The following is a 19567-nucleotide window of genomic DNA, read 5'->3' as shown; positions in this document are numbered from 1 at the left end:
CACGCTGGAGGCCGGGCGCGGGGCGGATGTGCTCGACGGCGGGCGCGGCAACGACCTTCTGCGGGGTCACAGCGGCGGCGATACCTATGTCTTCGGCCGCGGCGACGGCCAGGACATCATCGAGGACATCGAGCGGGTCGACGCCGGCGCCATCGACCGCATCCGGTTCGAGGCGGGCATCGCCCCCTCCGACATCCGGTTCCTGTCGGTGGGGCCGTCCGACCTCGTGATCGGCATCGCGGGCGGCGAGGACCGCATCACGATCCGCGGCATGTTCGAGGGGCTTGGCCTCAATTCGACCATCGAGCGGTTCGAGTTCGCCAACGGCGAGGTCTGGGACCTTACGGAAATCCTGTCGCGCGCGCTGACCGGCGGTGCGGGCGACGAACGGCTCGACCTCGGCACGCGGTTCGATATCGACGCGGTGCTCGACGGCGGTCCGGGCGACGACATCCTCGCCGGAGGGCAGGGTAACAGCACCTACCGGTTCGGCGTGGGGTCCGGGCGGGACGAGATCGTGGAGGCGGGTCCCTGGTCCTTCTCCGACGATACGGTCCTCTTCGGGCCGGGCCTGAACGCCGCGGACATGGTGGTTGTGCGCGAGGGCGGCAACCTCGTGTTGCGCTTCGTGGCCCACGAGGATGTCCTCACGGTCCGTAACCAGTTCACCCAGAGCCGGACCCCGGTCGAGGTCTTCCGCTTCGACGACGACACGGTCCTGAGCGCGGCGCAGGTCGCGGCGCTGGAGGTGACCGAGGCGGAGGCGCAGCGGCTGCTCTTCCCCAGCGTTCCCGATACCGACCCCTTCGGCGATGCGGTGTTCGCACTGGCCCATGGCGGCGATCCCGGGGACCCGGGCGGCAGTTCCGGTCCGGACGCGTCGGCGCGGCCCGACCTGCCGCGCAACCTGACCGCGACTCCGGGCGTGGTCGACGTCTTCGAGGTCTTCGTTCCCGAGATCGACGACGGCGCGGGGCTGATCACCATCGCGGGCTTCGAGACCGGGGATCTGGGCGACCGGCTCGACATCCGGCTGGCGGCGGGCCTCGCCGGAGAGGTGGTGGCGCGCCAGCAGGGGGCGGATACCTACATCCATTTCGCCGACGCGGGCGTGCGCAGCCTCGACGACGCGCGGCTCCTGGTCCGGCTGACGGGCGTGGACGTCACCGCGCTGACGGGCGGCAATTTCAGCGGCGCGCCCTGGGAGAGCGCCGCACCGCAGACCATCGAGGGCACGAGCGGCGCCGACAGCCTCGAGGGCGGCTGGGGCGACGACACGATCAACGGCGGCAACGGCGACGACACGATCGTCGGCGGGCGCGGCGCCGACCTGCTGCGCGGGGGGACCGACAGCGACACCTATCTCTTCGAGGCCGGCTTCGGACGGCATGTCATCAGCGACAACGGGATCAACTCCGCCTTTTCGCCGAATGACGAGGTCATCTTCGGCGCGGGCTTCGACATCGCGAGCCTGCGGGTCGAGGCCGATGGCGCTGACCTGATCCTGAGCTTCGCCGGGCGCGACGAGCGGCTGGTGCTGCAGGGCACGGTGACCATTGCCGGGAACCGGATCGAGACGGTCAGCTTCGCGGACGGCGGCAGCCTGAGCCATGCCGAGCTCTTCGCCATCGCCACCGCGCCGACCGATGCCGACCAGGTCATCATCGGCGGATTCGACGCCACGCTGCTCGAGGGCGGCGGCGGCAACGACAGCCTGTTCGGCGGCGCCTCCGAAGACACGCTGATCGGCGGGACGGGCAATGATTTCCTGAGCGGCGGGCAGAGCAGCGACACCTACCTCTTCGAGGCGGGCTTCGGGCAGGATGTCATCAGCGACAACGGGATCAACTCCGCCTTTTCGCCGAATGACGAGGTCATCTTCGGCGCGGGCTTCGACATCGCGAGCCTGCGGGTCGAGGCCGATGGCGCTGACCTGATCCTGAGCTTCGCCGGGCGCGACGAGCGGCTGGTGCTGCAGGGCACGGTCACCATTGCCGGGAACCGGATCGAGACGGTCAGTTTCGTCGATGGCGGCAGCCTGAGCCATGCCGAGCTCTTTGCCATCGCCACCGCGCCCACCGATGCCGATCAGGTCATCACCGGCGGGTTCGACGCCACGCTGCTCCAGGGCGGCGGCGGCAACGACAGCCTGTTCGGGGGCAATGCCGCCGACACGCTGATCGGCGGGACGGGCAACAACTACCTGCGCGGCGGGGTCGGCAGCGATACCTATGTCTTCGAGGCGGGCTTCGGTCAGGACACGGTCCATGACCAGGGCCTCAACTCCGGTCTCTCGCCCGAGGACGTGGTGGTCTTCGGCCCCGGCCTGTTGCTGGAGGACCTGCAGGTCCGCGCCGAGGGCGGCGACCTGATCCTGACCTTCGTCGGCCGGGATGACCGGCTGGTGCTCAGGGGAACCATCGCCAGCAGCTCGGACCGGATCGAGACCGTGCGCTTCGACGACGGCACGGAGTTGTCCCATGCCGACCTGATAGTGCGCGCCCTCGTGCCGACCGATGCCGACCAGGTGATCGAGGGCGGTTTCGACGCGGACCTGCTGGAGGGCGGCGGCGGGGCCGACAGCCTGTTCGGCGGCGACGGCGCGGACACGCTGATCGGGGGACCCGGCAACGATTACCTGCAGGGCGGTCTGGGCAGCGACACTTACATCTTCGCGTCCGGCTTCGGGCAGGACATCGTCCACGACCGCGGTCTGTCCAGCAACTTTTCGCCGGATGACCGGATCGTCTTCGGTGCAGGCTTCGACCCCGCCACGCTCCGGGTCCGGGCGGACGGGGGCGACCTGATCCTGACCTTCGCCGGCCGGGACGAACGGCTGGTGCTGAAGGATACCCTCGTCGGAACCGCCGACCGGATCGAGACGGTCGTCTTCGCCGATGGCACGATCCTGAGCCACGAGGACCTTCTGGCGCGGCTCATCGAGGGGCGCGGCGGCGACGACGAGCTGATCGGGACCAACGGCACCGACCTGATCGACGGAGGCGCCGGGGACGACAGCATCTCGGGGCAGAGCGGCAACGACACCCTGCGCGGCGGGGAGGGCTTCGACCGGCTTTACGGCGGCAGCGGCAACGATGTCCTCGAAGGCGGCGCGGGGAACGACAGCCTATACGGCGGCAGCGGCAACGATGTCCTCGAAGGCGGCGCGGGGGACGACCTCCTGTCGGGCGGGTTCGGAAACGACACCTATGTCTTCGCGCCAGGTTTCGGTCACGACAGGATCGAGGACGGCGGCTCCTTCTCGGATGCGGATCTCGTGCTGTTCGAAGGTGGGATTCTGCCCGGCGATGTCGAGGTCTTCGTCGATGGTGACGACCTTGTGCTGGTCCTGTCCTCGACCGGCGACACGCTGCGCCTCGTCGGCACGGTGGCCGGCGGTGGAAACCGGATCGAGACGGTCCGTTTTGCCGAGAACGAGACCGACTGGAGCCATGCCGATCTGATTGCAGCCGCGCTGCCCTGGCCCGGCCCATCGGGTGTGGTGCTGATCGGCGATGGAGGTGATGCCGGGTCCGATGAAGGCTCTGGCGAGTTCGACGAGGGCGGTGAGTTCGACGAAGGTGGCGAGTTCGGCGAGGGTGGACCCCTCGACGGCGACGACGGCGGTCCGTCCGGGGAAGGCGGCGGCAGCGAAGGAACGGTCACGGACGACGAGCTGATCGGCACGGCGTTCGATGACGTGCTCGAGGGGCGCGGCGGCAATGACACGCTGTTCGGCGGCGCGGGGCGCGACCTTCTCGTGGGCGGGCCGGGCGACGACACGCTGTCGGGCGGGGCGGGCAGCGACACGCTGATCGGCGGCGACGGGAACGATCTCTACCTCGTGAGCCCCGGCGACGGGCTGACGCGGATCGACGACGCGGGCGGGATCGACCGGCTCGAATTCGCGGCAGGCATCGCGCCCGGCGACGTGATCGTGACCCAGCGCGACGGTACCGACCTGATCCTGCAGATCCGCGGCACCGGGGACCGGGTCGAGATCCTCGGCGCCCATGGCGACCCGGCGCGGGTGATCGAGGAGATCGCCTTTGCCGACGGCACGGTCTGGACTGCGGAGGGGACCTCGGCGCTGGCCACCTTCGGCACGGAGCTGGCGCAGCGTCTCGTCGGCACGCTGGGGCCGGACACGATCGACGGCGCCGGCGGAGACGACACGATCGAGGGCCGCGACGGCGACGACAGCCTGATCGGAGGCGCGGGGTCCGACACGCTCTTCGGCGGCGCGGGCAACGACACGCTGTCCGGCGGGGCGGGCGACGACCTCCTCGACGGCGGCCTCGGGGACGACCTCTACCGCTTCGGCCGGGGAGATGGCACGGCGCGGATCACCGACAGCGGCGGGACCGATGCGATCTCCTTCGCCCCGGGCATCGCGCCGGAGGACCTGACGGTCACGACGTCCGGCAGCGACCTGATCCTGCGGATTGCCGGAGGCGAGGACCGGCTGATCCTGACCGGTGTCCTGTCCGGCACATCGCGCCGGATCGAGGAGCTGCGCTTCGCCGACGGCATAACCTGGGATCACGACCAGCTTGTCGCGCGCGCGGCCACGCCGGCCGCGGGGGGAGGGCTCGCCCTGTCCGGCACCGCAGGCGACGACACCCTGACCGGGACCGCCGGCGACGACAGCCTCGGCGGTGGCGACGGCGACGATCTGCTGCAGGGCGGACGCGGCAACGACACGCTGTCGGGCGGAGACGGGGCCGACACGCTGGAGGGCGGCCGTGGCGACGACCGGCTCGAGGGCGGGGCGGGCGACGACGTCTACCGGTTCTTCCGGGGCGACGGGCAGGACACCATCCTCGACACCGGCGGCTTTGACGTGCTCGAACTGGGCCCCGGAATCGTGCCGGACGACCTGCGGGTGCAGCAGGGTGGCGGCGGTGCCGACCTCGTGCTCCGGCTGCGCGACAGCGAGGACCGGATCACGCTCTCGGGGGCGCTCAACACCCCCTTGCGTGCTATCGAGGAGGTGCGCTTCGACGGCGGCGAGGTTCTCACCCATGCCGAGCTCGTGGCCCTGTCGCAGGTCCCGACCGACGGCGCGGACCTGATCCACGGCGACTCCGGGGACGACAGCCTTCAGGGCGGAAGCGGCGACGACACGCTTTTCGGCGGCGACGGCGACGACGTGCTGGAGGGAGGTCCGGGGTCCGACAGCCTTTATGGCGGGGCGGGCAACGACACTCTGTCGGGCGGCGGCGGCGGTGATCTGCTCGCGGGCGGGGCGGGGGACGACACCTACCTCTTCGACCTCGGCGACGGGCAGGTCCGGATCGAGGACCCGAGCGGGCTTGACGAGATCGTCTTCGGGACGGGCATCGACCCCGCCGCGATCACGGTCAGCCAGACCTCGGCGGGGCTGCTGCTGCGCGTGGCCGGCACCGAGGACAGGGTGCTGATCGCGGGCACCACGGTCATCGAGGCGCTTACCTTCGCCGACGGGACCCAGTGGGATACGGCCGAATTGCAGCGCCGCGCCACGCTGGGCACCGACGGCGACGACAGCTTCACCGGGACCGCCGGGGCGGACACGCTGGAGGGCGGCGCGGGCGACGACAGCCTCGCGGGCGCCGGCGGAGACGACCTTCTGCTGGGCGGAGAGGGGAACGACATCCTCGAGGGCGGCCCGGGCGACGACACGCTCGCGGGCGGGCCCGGCGACGACATCGCCCGCGGCGGCGCGGGCAGCGACCTCTATCTCTTCACCGCCGGCGACGGGGTGCTGACGATCGAGGACGGCGACGCGGGCGCCCCGGATACGCTGCGGATCTCGGGCGTCGACCAGGCCGACCTGAGGTTCTCGCGCACCGGGCCGGACGGTCTCGACCTGACGATCCGCTTCACCGGCAGCAGCGACCGCATCGTGCTGCGCGACGCCTTCGCCTCCGCCGGGACAGGCCGCATCGAGACACTGGAGATCGCCGACTCGCTCGTGGTGCTGAGCTTCGACGAGGTGGCGGCGCTGGTGCAGCCGGATCTCGGCATCGCCGGCGTGGCGCTCTACGGGACGGATGGCGACGACACGCTGACCGGCGGCGCTCTCGGCGACTATCTCGAGGGCGGCGACGGGGCCGACACGCTCTTCGGCGGAGACGGCGACGACATCCTGGGCGGCCTTGCGAGCGATGCCCATGTGGATGTCTTCACGGGCGGCGCCGGGCGCGACATCTTCCGTTATCTGCCGGTTTTCGACGTGCCCGCCGATACCGCGGAGGATGTCATCACCGACTTCACCCCCGGCGACGGGGGCGACATCCTGCGGCTGGCGGCGAGCACGCCGGATCCCTTTGCCTCGGGACGGCTGCAGCTGGTTCAGGACGGCGCCGACACCACGATCCGGCTGACACAGAACGACGGCAGCACTCTCTCGGTGCTACGCCTTCTGGGGGTGGATGCGGGCGATCTCACGGCGGCCAATTTCGGCGGCGTCGATCCGGTGCGCGACACGTCCGCGATCCGAGGGGACGAGACCGCCGAACAGCTGGGCGGCGGGCCACTGGGCGACACGATCTTCGGCAATGGCGGCGCGGATACGCTCCTCGGCTTCGGCGGCGACGACGCGCTCGCCGGCGGGGCGGACGGGGACAGCCTCTATGGCGGGTTCGGCGACGACCGGCTGGCGGGAGAGGCGGGGCACGACCTGCTCGTGGGCGGCGCGGGGAACGACATCCTTGACGGCGGCAGCGGCAACGACACGCTGATCGGCGGCGGCCCAGACGCCGAGTTCCCGGGCAACGACATCTTCCGGGGCGGCAAGGGCGACGACCTCCTGTTCGGCGGGACGCAGAACGACATCTACCTCTTCGGCGCCCATGACGGGCGCGACCGGCTGACCGACGCGGGCGGCGACGACCGCATCGAGTTCGACGCCACGGTGACGCCGGGCGCCGTCTCTGTACGGATCTCGGGCGACGATCTGGAGCTGCGGGTGATCGGCGGGACCACGCGGATCCTGCTCGTGGGGGCGGCGGCGGTGCCGCCGCTGACGCGGATCGAGACCGTGGCCTTCTCCGATGGCAGCACCTGGGACTGGGCGGGTCTGCTGGACCGGGCGATGACGGGCACGCCGGGCGACGACGACCTGCGCATCCTCGACGGCAGCACGCTGGAGGGGCAGGGCGGCAACGACACGCTCACGGGCAGCGACGGCGACGACACGCTGACGGGCGGTCCGGGCGACGACCTGCTGCGCGGCGGCCCGGGCGACGACAGCTATGTCTTCGCCCCCGGTCACGGGCAGGACCGGATCGAAGATGCCGAGGGCGCCATCGCCGTGCTCTTCACCGCGGGCGTCGACCCAGCCGACATCCGCGTGGTGACGGGCGGGCCCACGGTGGTGCTGGAGAACACCGCCACGGGCGACCGCATCGACACCGGCCGCGCGCCGGAGCCGGCGCTCGGGGTTACGGTGACCTTCGACGACGGGACGGTCTGGACCGGGCCGATGCTGGTCGCCATGGCGCTCCAGGAGACGGCGGGCGACGACGTGATCCACGGCTCGGAGGCGGGCGAGACCCTCCTTGGCGGCGCCGGCGACGACCGCCTGATCGGCAAGGGCGGCGACGACGTGCTGGAAGGCGGCCCCGGCGTGGACCTGCTCGAGGGCGGCGCGGGCGACGACACCTATGTCTTCGGCCTCGGCGACGGGCAGGACCGGATCATCGACACGGGCGGCGACGATGTGCTGCTGTTCGGGCCGGGGATCGCCCCCGGGGACGTGCGCGTGGCGCAGACCAGCGACGGTAGCGCGATGATCCTGTCCGTGGGCACGGACGGCGACCGCGTGCGGATCGAGAACGCGCTGGGTTCGGGCAAGATCGAGACCATTCGCTTCGACGATGGCACCGAGTGGGGGATGGCGGATCTCCTGGCGCGGGTGCCGACGCCCTTCGACGATTTTGTCTTCGGCGACGATGGCGACAACACGCTGTCCGGCGGGCTGGGCAAGGACCGCATTTCGGGCGGTCCCGGCAACGACACCTATCTCTTCGCAGCGGGCGACGGGCAGGACATCCTGCGCGACGGATCGAACTCGCCGGACGACCGGCTGCTGATCTCGGGCTACGACCCGGCCGATCTGCGGCTGAGCCGTCTCGGCACCGGCAGCCCCGACCTGCGGATCCGCTTCGAGGGCAGCGACGACGAGATCCTGATCGTCGACGGGCTCACTCCCGGCCGCGGGATCGAAACCATCGTCCTCACCGACAGCGGCACCGAACTGACGATCCCCGACCTCGTGGCGCGGCTGGTGGAGGTGCAGGCCAGCGACGGCGACGACGTGATCTTCGGCAGTTCCGAGGCGGATACATTCGTGGGCGGACGTGGCGACGACCTGATCGTCGGCGGCGGAGGGGACGACACCTACCTCTATGCCGCGGGCGACGGGCGCGACCGCTACGACGCGCTGGGCGGCGGGCATTCCGTCGTGATCCTGTCGGACCTCGATGTGGACGACGTGGTGTCCGCGGTGCGGGCGGGGCCGACGAGCCTCGATCTCGTGATCGACTTCGAGACCCCCGGGGACCAGCTGACCCTGGTGGGCGCGCTGGGCCCGGCCAACGGTGCGCCGGGGAGCCTGACGCTGCGCTTCGCCGACGGGACCGAGTGGGGCCGCGCCGAGATGCGCGCCCGGGCTCTCGAGGACGTGCAGTCGGACGGGCCGGACAACATCCACGGCTTCGACGGCGACGACGTCATCGACCTGACCCCTGGCAACGACGTGGCGTTCGGCGGCGCGGGCTCGGATCGCTACGTCTTTGCGCCCGGCGACGGCCATGACCGGATCGAGGACACGGGCACGGCGCCCGGCGACATCGATGTGCTGGACCTGACCGGGTTCGACGCGGCCACCGTGTCGGTCGAGCGGCTCTTCAACGGCAGCACGACCGTCCTGCTGAATTTCGCGGGCCGTCCCGGCGACAGCGTCATGGTGCTCCACGCGCTCGCCACGGACGGGCGCGGCATCGAGCGCTACGAGTTCGCGGACGGCGTGGAATGGACCCGTACCACCCTGCTCGACCTGCTGGAGAACCGCGCGCCCGAGGCCAATGACGACGGCTTCTTCGCCGTGACCACCGGCGAAATCCTGTCGATCCCGCTGTCGGATCTTCTGCTGAACGATTTCGACGGCGACGGCGACCCGCTGCGCGTGGTCTCGGTGGATGCCAGTCCGCAAGGCACGGCGGTGATCGACGGCGACAGCCTGATCTTCGAGGCGGTGGACGGCTTCACCGGGGCCACCGAGATCCGCTACCGGATCACGGACGACCGCAACGGCTTTGCCGAGGCGGTGGTGCGCGTGACCGTGCGACCCGTGGCCGAGGCGCGTGACGACACCGGTTTCGTGGTGGCCGAGGACGGGCTCCTGACCATCCGCGCGTCGCGGCTGCTGGCCAACGACGTGGACGGCGACCGGATGATCGTCGGACAGGTCTTCGACGCGGTGAACGGCAGCGTCACCCTGTCGAGCGACGGCAACATCTTCTTCACGCCGGACGCCGATTATTTCGGCCCCGCCTCCTTTGTCTATGCCGCCAACACGCCCGAGGGCGGCCGCGCGGAGGCGACGGTCTTCATCGAGGTCACGCCGGTCAACGACGCGCCCGTGGCGCGCAACGACAGCGGCTTCGCCGTGCTCGAAAACGGCTCCGCCGTGATCTCCGCCGCGGCGCTTCTGGCCAACGACACGGATGTCGACGGCGACGTGCTGACCCTGCTTTCGGTCACCTCCTCGGCCGATCTCTTTGCCGCGCTCGATGCAGACGGCAACGTGGTGATCACGCCGCGGGCGGATTTCTTCGGGACCGCCACCTTTGACTACACGATCCGGGATCCCGGCGGGCTGACCGGCACGGCCAGCGTCAGCGTTACCGTGACCCCGGTGAACCGCCCGCCGGAACCGGTGGACGACCGGTTCGAGCTGACCGAGGCCGGGGAGCCGATCCGCGAAGACAATCCGATCATCCTGAGCCGCGCGCGTCTTCTGGCCAACGACACCGACCCGAACGGCGATCCGCTCGTGCTGGTGTCGGTGAGCAATGCATTCGGCGGCCGCGCGACGCTGCTCGAGAACCAGACCGTCCTCTTCGAGCCGACCCAGGATTTCTTCGGCGAGGCGCGCTTCGACTACACGGTGAGCGACGGGCAGGGCGGGCAGGCCATGGCGACGGCGACGATCGTCTACCAGCCGGTCAACGATGCGCCGGTCGCGGGCAACGACAGCTACACCTCGCCCGATCTGGAAGTCATCCTGCGCGGTACCGAGGACGTGCCGCTGTCCATCCCGATCATCGAGCTTCTGAAGAACGACTTCGACCCCGAAGGTTTCTCCGTCACGTTCGAGAACGCGACGGACCCGGTGAACGGGACGCTCGAGGTGGATGGCGGGGTGATCATCTTCACGCCTGACCAGGACTACTGGGGCGAGGCCAGCTTCAGTTATTCGATCACCGATCCCGAAGGCGCCGTGGGCGGCGCGCAGGTCACGATGTATTTCGAGCCGGTGGGCGACGCGCCGCCGGTGGCCAACCCGGACCAGATCTTCGTCTTCGAGGACATTCCGACGGTCATCCGGATCGAGACGCTGCTGGCCAACGACACCGACATCGACGGGGACCCGCTGGAATTCCTGGGCTGGCGGCTGCCTGAATTGCTCGACGTCTTCCGCTTCGGACCCGCGGCGGGGGGGCCGATCAACGGCACGCTGGAATACAACGAGGACGGCGACCTGCTGTTCACGCCGTTCATCGACGCCACATTCTCCTCGGGCTTCATCTACACGATCACCGACAATGCCGAGGGCACGGCCGAGGGCTTCGTCGACATCGTCATCATCCCGTCGAACGACGACCCGACAGTGGTCGACGATTTCGGCTTCGTCACGCCGCTCGACATCCCGCTGGTGATCCGCGCCTCCGACCTCCTGTTCAACGATTTCGACATCGAGCAGGCGGATACGACCGGCGACGGGCAGGTGGATGTGGACCTCGACGATCCGGACCGGCCGCGGCCGACCTTCGTGGGCGTCGATGCCGTGCTCGACCCGGTGGCGCTGGCGCAGGGCAACCGCGTGGCGCTCGGCAGTTTCGAGGTGATCGAGTTCCGCGGCGAGAGCTTCGTCGTGGCCCGGTTCGATCCGGGCTACACGGGGCCGGTCGTCATCGAATACCGGATCGCGGACGAGGAGGGGCTGGAGGACACCGGCTTCGCCTTCGCCCATGTGGCGGATTTCTACGGTCTCGAGCTGACCGGAACGCCGGAAGTCGACTATCTCGAGGGCAATGCCCTGTCGGAGACGATCTACGGCTACAACGGCGACGACTGGGTCGTGGCGGGGGCGGGCGACGACCTGATCCTGACCGGCGCCGGCAATGACGTGATCTATGCTGGCGACGGCGACGACACGATCGACGCGGGCGACGGGGCCGACACCATCTTCGGCGGTGACGGTTTCGATCTGGTGCGCTTCGGCGCCTCGAACACCGGAGTGCGCGCCGATCTGTCCACGCAGCTCGGGCAGGGCGGTTTCGCCCAGGGCGATTTCTACGTCGGCATCGAGGCCCTCGAAGGTTCGGCCTTCGGCGACACGCTGGGCGGCGGAACGGGCGACGACCTGCTGTCCGGGCTTGACGGCAACGACCGGCTGGAAGGCCGGGAGGGCGACGATACGCTCTACGGCGGGGCGGGAGACGACAGCCTCGACGGCGGACCGGGCGCGGATCGGCTCTATGGCGGCGCCGGGCGCGACCGGGTCAGCTATGCCTTTTCGGACGCGGGCGTCCAGGTTTCCTTCGCCGCGTCCACTGCCTCGGGCGGCTGGGCGGAGGGCGATGTCCTTGAGGGGATCGAGGATATCGAGGGCAGCGACTTCGACGACACGCTCGAGGGCGACGACGGCGGGAACCTGATCATCGGCGGCCGCGGGGACGACACGCTCTACGGTCTCGGCGGCGACGACACGCTGGTCGGCGGGCGCGGGGCGGATGTGCTCGTCGGCGGGGACGGGACGGATACGGCGGACTACACCTTCTCGCTCGAGGCGATCCAGATTGACCTCGCGGCCGGCATCGCGACCGGCGGCGACGCCGAGGGCGACACGCTCGTGTCCATCGAGATCATCAGGGGCAGCCTCTTCGACGACACGCTGCTCGGCGACGACACCGACAACACCTTCCGTGGCGGCCGGGGCGCCGACCTGATGGACGGGCGCGGGGGGTTGAACACCGCAGACTATGCGGAGGCCGACGAGGGCGTGACCGTGGACCTCACCCTGGGCCAGGGCACGGCGGGAGAGGCGGCGGGCGACACGCTGATCTCGATCCAGCGCGTGATCGGCTCTGTCCACGACGACACGCTGATCGGCAGCGCGGGCGACGATACGCTCGACGGCGGGCGCGGCGACGACCTGCTTGAGGGGCGGGCCGGGTCCGACAGCTATGTCTTCGGCTTCGACCGGGGGGCCGACACCATCGTCGAGCAGGGCAGCGCCGCCGACACCGACCGGCTGGTCCTCGGACCCGAGATCGCGCCCAAGGACGTGTCGCTGCTGCGGGTGGGCGACGATCTCTTCGTCGAACTGGAGCGGCAGGACGGCTTCCTGATCGACACGGTGACGGTCATCGACCATTTCCTCGGCCGGGAGACGGGGATCGAGGAAATCGTCTTCGCCGACGGCACCGTGCTCGACAGGGCCGCCATCGAGGCGGGGCTGCGCGACGGACGGTTCAATGCCCAGGACGACGTCGTGCTGCTCGGGGTCGAGGACGAGGTGGTCCTGATCGACCCCGCCTTCCTGATGCAGAACGACGCGGAGGAAGGCGTCGGCGATCTCGAGCTGGTCTCGGTTCAGGCCGCGCGCTTCGGCACGGTGTCGATCAACGGCGACGGGATGATCGAGTTCCTGGGCGACCAGGACCACTTCGGCGACGCCTTCTTCGCCTATACCGTGCGCGATCCCCTGGGCCGCGAATCCACCGCGCGGGTGGAGGTCAACCTCGCACCCGTCAACGATCCGCCCGTGGGCGTGGACGACCCGCTGGTCTACGGCCTCGAGGACGTGCCGCTGCGCATCCGGCTGGCCAACCTGCTGGCCAACGACTTCGACGTCGATGGCGACAACGAATCCGAGGGGCTGCGCATCGTCGATGCCTTCCCGCTGACGGGGGTCAACGGAGAGCCGCTGCGGCCCTATTCCAACACTGATTACCGCGGCGAGGGCACCGACGCGGGCTGGCGTCTCGACGGGCAGTACATCGAGTTCATCTCGCGGCCCGACTATTTCGGCTTTGCCGGGTTCACCTATGTCCTGGAGGACAACGACGGCGCCCAGGGCACTGCCAACGTGGAGATCTACTTCGCGCCCGTGAACGACGCGCCGCGGATCCGTGAACGCGCGGTCTCCGCCAAGCTCGAAGAGACCACGATCTTCACCGTCGCGGACCTGATGGCGAAGGTCTACGACATCGAGGGCGACGGCTTCTCCTTCGTCGGTCTCGCGCCGAAGGCGAACGGGTTCGCCTCCACCAACGGAACGGAGGTCTTCGACCCCGATACCGGCGTGATCGAGTTCACTCCCGACGCGCTGGGAGAGGCGAGCATCGCGTTCGACGTGATCGACGACCGGGGCGCCGAGGCGACGCTGGAATTCCTGATCAACGTGCGGCCCCAGAACCTGCCGCCGCGGGCCAATGACGACTACGGCATCCGCGCGGTACAGGGCGAGACGATCCTGATCGACCCCGCCGTGCTGCTGGCCAACGACGCGGACCCGGACGACGACACGCTGGTCTTCGTCGAGGTCCACCGCTTCGCCGAGAACGGCAAGGTGCGGGTCACCGACGAGGGGATGATCGAGTTCGCCCTGCGCGCCGATTTCAACGGCACCGCGCGGTTCGAATACACGATCACCGACGGACGCGGCGGATTCGACGATGCCACGGTCCACGTCACCGTCTCGCCGCTCAATTCCGCCCCGATCCTGCGCGGCGACGTGGTGGGCGGACGCGAGGACATGCCCCAGTTCGTGATCCCGGGCGAGGCCTTCGGCAACGACATCGACCTCGAGGGCGACGTGATCTTCTTCGACGGGGTGACGCTGCTCGGCGACATGGCCTTCCGCTGGCTGTCCCCGGATTTCGAGTTGCGCGCGCTGTCGGCCAACAACACGGCGCTGCCCGACTGGCTGTCCTTCGACGCCGAGACGGTGACCTTCTCGGGAACGGTTCCCGACGGCGCGACCGGCACGCTCGAGGTGGCGGTCTTCGTGGACGATCCGTCGAGCGGCGCGGTGCATCCGTTCCGCTTCACGCTGGACCTCGAGGATCCGGGTGCGCTCGCGGCCGGGGTCCGTTTCGAGGACACCGTTCTGGGCGGCTTCCGGCTGCGCGAAGCCTTCGACTGGCGGCTCGACGACGACGGCGACGGAGTGGCGAGTTTCGACATCTCGGCCGGCAGCTTCAGCGCCACGACGCTGGGTGGGCGGCCGCTGCCGGCCTGGCTCGCCTTCGATCCAGACACCCGCAGCCTTGTCGCCACCGAGTTCGAGACCGACGAGACCGACACGCCGACGCGGGTGCGCATCGTCTTCACCCCCGACCCTGGGGCGGAACTGCCGGAGAATGTCTACCGCGTCACGGATCGCGGCTTCACCATCGAGATGGTGATCGACCCGGCGGACCTGACTGCCGGGCTGGCCGCCGCGAACGCCATCCTCGCGGGCGATCCCGTGGCGGAGGCGGCGGGCCTCTTCGCGCTCGATCTCGCGGGCAGGACCCTGTCCGCCACGCGCGAGAGCGGCGCGCCGCTCGACAGCTGGCTGACCTTCGATCCGGTGACCGGCGGCTTCTCCGGGATGCCGCCCTCACAGCATGTGGGCGCGGTGCCCGTGCGGGTGGAGGTTGCGGGCGCAGCGCTGCCGCTCGCGATCATCACCGAGGCGGTAGTGGACGAGGTCTTCGAGGTGTCGGAGTCCCGGACCGCCGGGATTTCGGTCCGCGACCTGCCCGAACGCATCGACCTGACGACGCCCGAGGATTTCAACGGCTCGGTCGCCTTCACCTATTTCGCCGAGGACGAGAAGGGCGCCCGCTCCGACACGCCCGCAATGATCGTTTTCAATGTCCGTCCCGAGCGCGAGCTTCCCGAGGCGGGCGAGGATGTCCTCGATCTCTTCCAGGGCTTCTCCGGGAGCATCTCGATCACGGCCCTTCTCGAGAACGACCGCGACGACGACGGCGACATGCTGCGCATCACGGGTTTCGGCGATCCTGCGAACGGGACGCTCGACCTCGTGCCCGGCGTGGTGACCTTGACCCCGCCCGAGGATCTGACCCCCATTCCCGGCGGCAGCTGGACGGTCACGCTGGCGGAGGGCGGCCCACTCCCCGACTGGATGAGCGTCGATGCCGCCACGGGCGTCGTGACGGCCACCGTGCCGCTGGACGTCGCACAGGAGTTCGCCCTGCGCTTCGTCAGCAGCGACGGCACCGACAGCATTGAGGCGGAGCGTGCCTTTACCCTCGACGGCAACGCCGGGGCGGGGCTGATCTACACGCCGAACGCGGGTTTCTCCGGGCTCGATCTCGTGACGTACACCCTGACCGACGACCGCGAGGGCAGCGTCGAGGGGCGGCTCGTGCTCGACGTCGCCTCGCTCCTCGATCCGCCCGTCGCGGTCACCGACAGCTTCGACGTCGATGAGGACGGAAGCATCACGCTGACCCCCGCCGATCTCCTGGCGAACGACTTCGACGTCGACGGCGACCCGATCCGCTTCCTCGACGTGCTGGAGCCGGTCAACGGCGCCGTGACCTTCGACGGCACAGATATCGTCTTCACGCCAAACCCGGATTTCGAGGGCGAGGCCAGTTTCCGATACCGCGTCACGGATGACCGCCATGGCGAGAGCCTCGGCCTCGTCGAACTGCGCGTGATCAGCACGAACCGGGCGCCGGAGGCCGGCGACGACGTCTTCGCGACGGTCGAGGACGTGCCCTTCGAGTTCACCATCGCGGATCTGCTGGCCAATGACGGCGATCCGGACGGCGATGCGGTCAGCTTCGTCTCGATCCAGTCCTCCACGCCCGGCGCCCGGATCATCGAGCTGCCGGACGGCCGCTACCAGTTCGTCCCCGACGAGAACGTGAATGGCCCGATCCTGATGAACTACGTCATCACGGACGGGCGGCTGACCGATACCGGCACGATCACCTTCGACATCGAAGCGGTGAACGACGCGCCCATCGCCAACCCGGACGGCATCTTCTTCGGGACGCAGGACGCACCGCTGGTGGTGGATTTCGCCGACCTGCTGTTCAACGACCGGGACGTGGAAGGCGACGCCTTCTCCATCGTGGAGATCTTCGACGCCGACAACGGCACGGTGTTCCAGGACGGAGAGACCGCGGTCTTCCAGGGCCGGCAGGGGTATTTCGGCGACGGCGGGTTCAAGTATCGCGTCACCGACGAGTTCGGCGCGACCGCCGTGGGGCAGGTGACTGTCATCGTCATGCCCCTCTTCGACGTGCCTGTTGCGGTGTCCGACTCTGGCTTCGAGATGCTCGAGGACACGTTCATCGACCTCGATCCCGCCTTCCTGATGGCGAACGACGACATTCCGCTGGGCACGGAGGCGATCTTCCTCGGCCTGACCGCCGCGACACCGGGCGTGACCATCGGGATCGAGGAACTGGAGAGCGGACTCTGGCGCATCACGCCGGAGGAGAACTTCTTCGGCGAGCTCACGCTGCGCTACGCGATCACGAACGAGTCGGGCTTTGCGGTGCCGACGACCGTGACCATCGACGTTCTGCCCGTCGCCGACGCACCGGAGGCGGTGGACGACACGCTGGACATGGTCGAGGACACGCCCCTGACAATCTTCGTCACGGCGCTCACCGACAACGATTTCGACCCGGACCGCGAGGCGTTCGAGCTGACCCGCATCCTCGATAGCGAGGGTGTCACGGCGACGCTGCTGGGCAACGGCCAGCTACTGGTGACGCCGGATGAGAACCGGAACAGCGCGGCCTGGTTCGACTACGAGATCCGCGACAGTTCCGGCGCCACGGCGTCGGCGCGGGTGAACATCACCATCGCACCGGTAAACGACGCGCCGGTGATCGGCGAGATCCCGGCCCTCGGCGGCATCGCGGCGACGCCTTTTGCGATCACCCTGCCGGCAGGTCTCGTGACCGACCCGGACGGCGACGCGCTGGTGATCGAGCTGCGCGGCCCCGGCGCCGCGCCCCTGCCTGACTGGCTAAGCTTCGAGGCCGGGACCCGCACGCTCACCGGCACGGCACCCTTGGATTTCGCCGGGACCGTGTCGCTGGAGCTCATGGCCTCGGACGGCCAGGCCGAGACGGTGCGCGCCGCGACCCTGACGATCTCCGCGGCGGAGGCGCTGACGGCCAGCATCACGGGCACCGAAAGCGACGACGTGATCGGGCCCGACAGCTCCTCCGGGGGGCTGCCGCTGACCACGCCCGGCGCGGACCTCGTGCTCGGCCTCGGCGGCAACGACACGCTCGACGGCGGTGCGGGCGACGACGACCTGCGCGGCGGCATGGGCGACGACGTGCTTCGCGGCGGCGAGGGCGACGACAGGCTCGACGGCGGCGAGGGCCGCGACACCGCGGTCTGGGACGGCCCCGTCCGCGACTACGGGATCGTGGAGGGCCCGGATGGCGTGGTGTTCGTCATCGCCTCCGGGAGCGGACCTGAGGGAACGGACACGCTGCGCGACATCGAGCTTCTGCGCTTCGACGGCGGCGCCCAGCCGCTGGTTCTGGACCTTGCGTTGACACGGCTCGATCCCGACGACCTGCGCAGCTGGCGCCTCCAGTCCGACCGCCGCGACGAGGACGGCGCGCTCGTCTGGCAGTTCACCCTCTACGACAACGGTATCGAGCAGGTGACCGAATACGATGCCGGCATCCGGTCGACCTCGACGCAGCTTGACGTCGCCGATACCTTCATCTGGACGACGCGATCCTCCACCTACGACGACGAGGGCCGGCCTGCGACCGACATCCTAGTCTACGACGACGGTCGGATCACCACGACGACCTACGCCGAGGGCGTAAGGTCGAGCGCGGTGGAGGAGGACCCCGAGGACGTCATGTCGTGGGAACGGCGCGAGACGACCTACGACAGCGAGGGCCGCCTGCTGCAATCGATCGTCACCTATGACGACGGGCGCGTGACGACGACCAGCTTCCTCGATGGGGTGCGGTTCCTCGTTGTGCAGGAGGACCCGGAAGACGTGGTCAATTGGACGACGCGGAAGACGACTTTCGACAGCGAGGGCCGTCTGGTGGAGTCGGTGGTCACCTTCGACGACGGACGCGTCAGCACCACGAGCTTCACCGGTGGCATCCGGTCGAGCGTGGTCGAGACGGACCCGGAGAACGCGGTCAACTGGACGACGCGGGAGACGACTTTCGACAGCGAGGGCCGTCCGGAGGAGTCGGTGGTCACCTTCGACGACGGACGCGTCAGCACCACGAGCTTCACCGGTGGTATCCGGTCGAGCGTGGTCGAGACGGATCCGGAGAACGCGGTTAACTGGACGACGAAGGAGACGACTTTCGACAGCGAGGGCCGTCCGGAGGAGTCGGTGGTCACCTTCGACGACGGTCGCGTCAGCACCACGAGCTTCACCGGTGGTATCCGGTCGAGCGTGGTCGAGACGGACCCGGAGAACGCGGTGAACTGGACGACGCGGGAGACGACTTTCGACAGCGAGGGCCGTCTGGAGGAGTCGGTGGTCACCTTCGACGACGGTCGCGTCAGCACGACGACGTTCTCCCAGGGCGTCCGGTCGAGCGTGGTCGAGACGGATCCGGAGAACGCGGTCAACTGGACGACGCGAGAGACCAGCTTCGACAGCGAGGGCCGTCCGGAGGAGTCGGTGGTCACCTTCGACGACGGACGCGTCAGCACCACGACGTTCTTCGAGGGTATCCGGTCGAGCGTGGTCGAGACCGATCCGGAGAACGCGGTCAACTGGACGACGAAGGAGACGACTTTCGACAGCGAGGGCCGTCCAGTGGAGTCGGTGGTCACCTTCGACGACGGACGCGTCAGCACGATGACGTTCTCCGATGGCATCCGGTCGAGCGTGGTGCAGGAGGACCTGCTGAACGCGGTGAACTGGACGTCCCAGGAGACCAGCTTCGACAGCGAGGGCCGTCCACTCGAGTCCGTCGTCCTCTTCGACGATGGCCGCCTGAGCACAACGACCTTCAGCGAGGGCATCCGGACGCTGGTCCTGCAGGAGGACCCGGAGGACGCCTGGAACTGGACGACACGGGAGACGCGGTTCGACGCGGCGGGGGTGCGGGAGAGGACGCTGGACGTCTTCGACATCGGCACCGAGATCGAGGTGGCGTTCGTCGCTGGGGTCCGCTCCCTGCGCACCGAGCGCGATCTCGGCGAGAACTTCTCCTGGGCGACGCGGGAGACGACCTATGACGAGGATGGCAACCCCGTCTCCCGCCTGACGGTGTTCGACGACGGCAGTTCGGATACCTTCCTGTTCTGA

Annotated in this window: 1 protein-coding gene (running past one end of the window); it reads left to right on the top strand. The window is 69.3% G+C overall.

Annotated features, from left to right (window positions below; all coding sequences use genetic code 11):
* Positions 1-19567: the 3' portion of a tandem-95 repeat protein gene (locus EAT49_RS21725; RefSeq protein ID WP_281274732.1), read on the top strand. It extends 11297 nt beyond the left edge of the window; the window shows 19567 of its 30864 coding nt (coding positions 11298-30864); its start codon lies beyond the left edge, outside the window; it ends in the stop codon at positions 19565-19567.

Origin of the sequence: Histidinibacterium lentulum (assembly GCF_003789055.1) — a bacterium.
GTDB lineage: Bacteria > Pseudomonadota > Alphaproteobacteria > Rhodobacterales > Rhodobacteraceae > Oceanicola > Oceanicola lentulus.
Note: the sequence above shows the minus strand (reverse complement) of the source record. Positions and strands in the feature narration are given on the sequence as shown.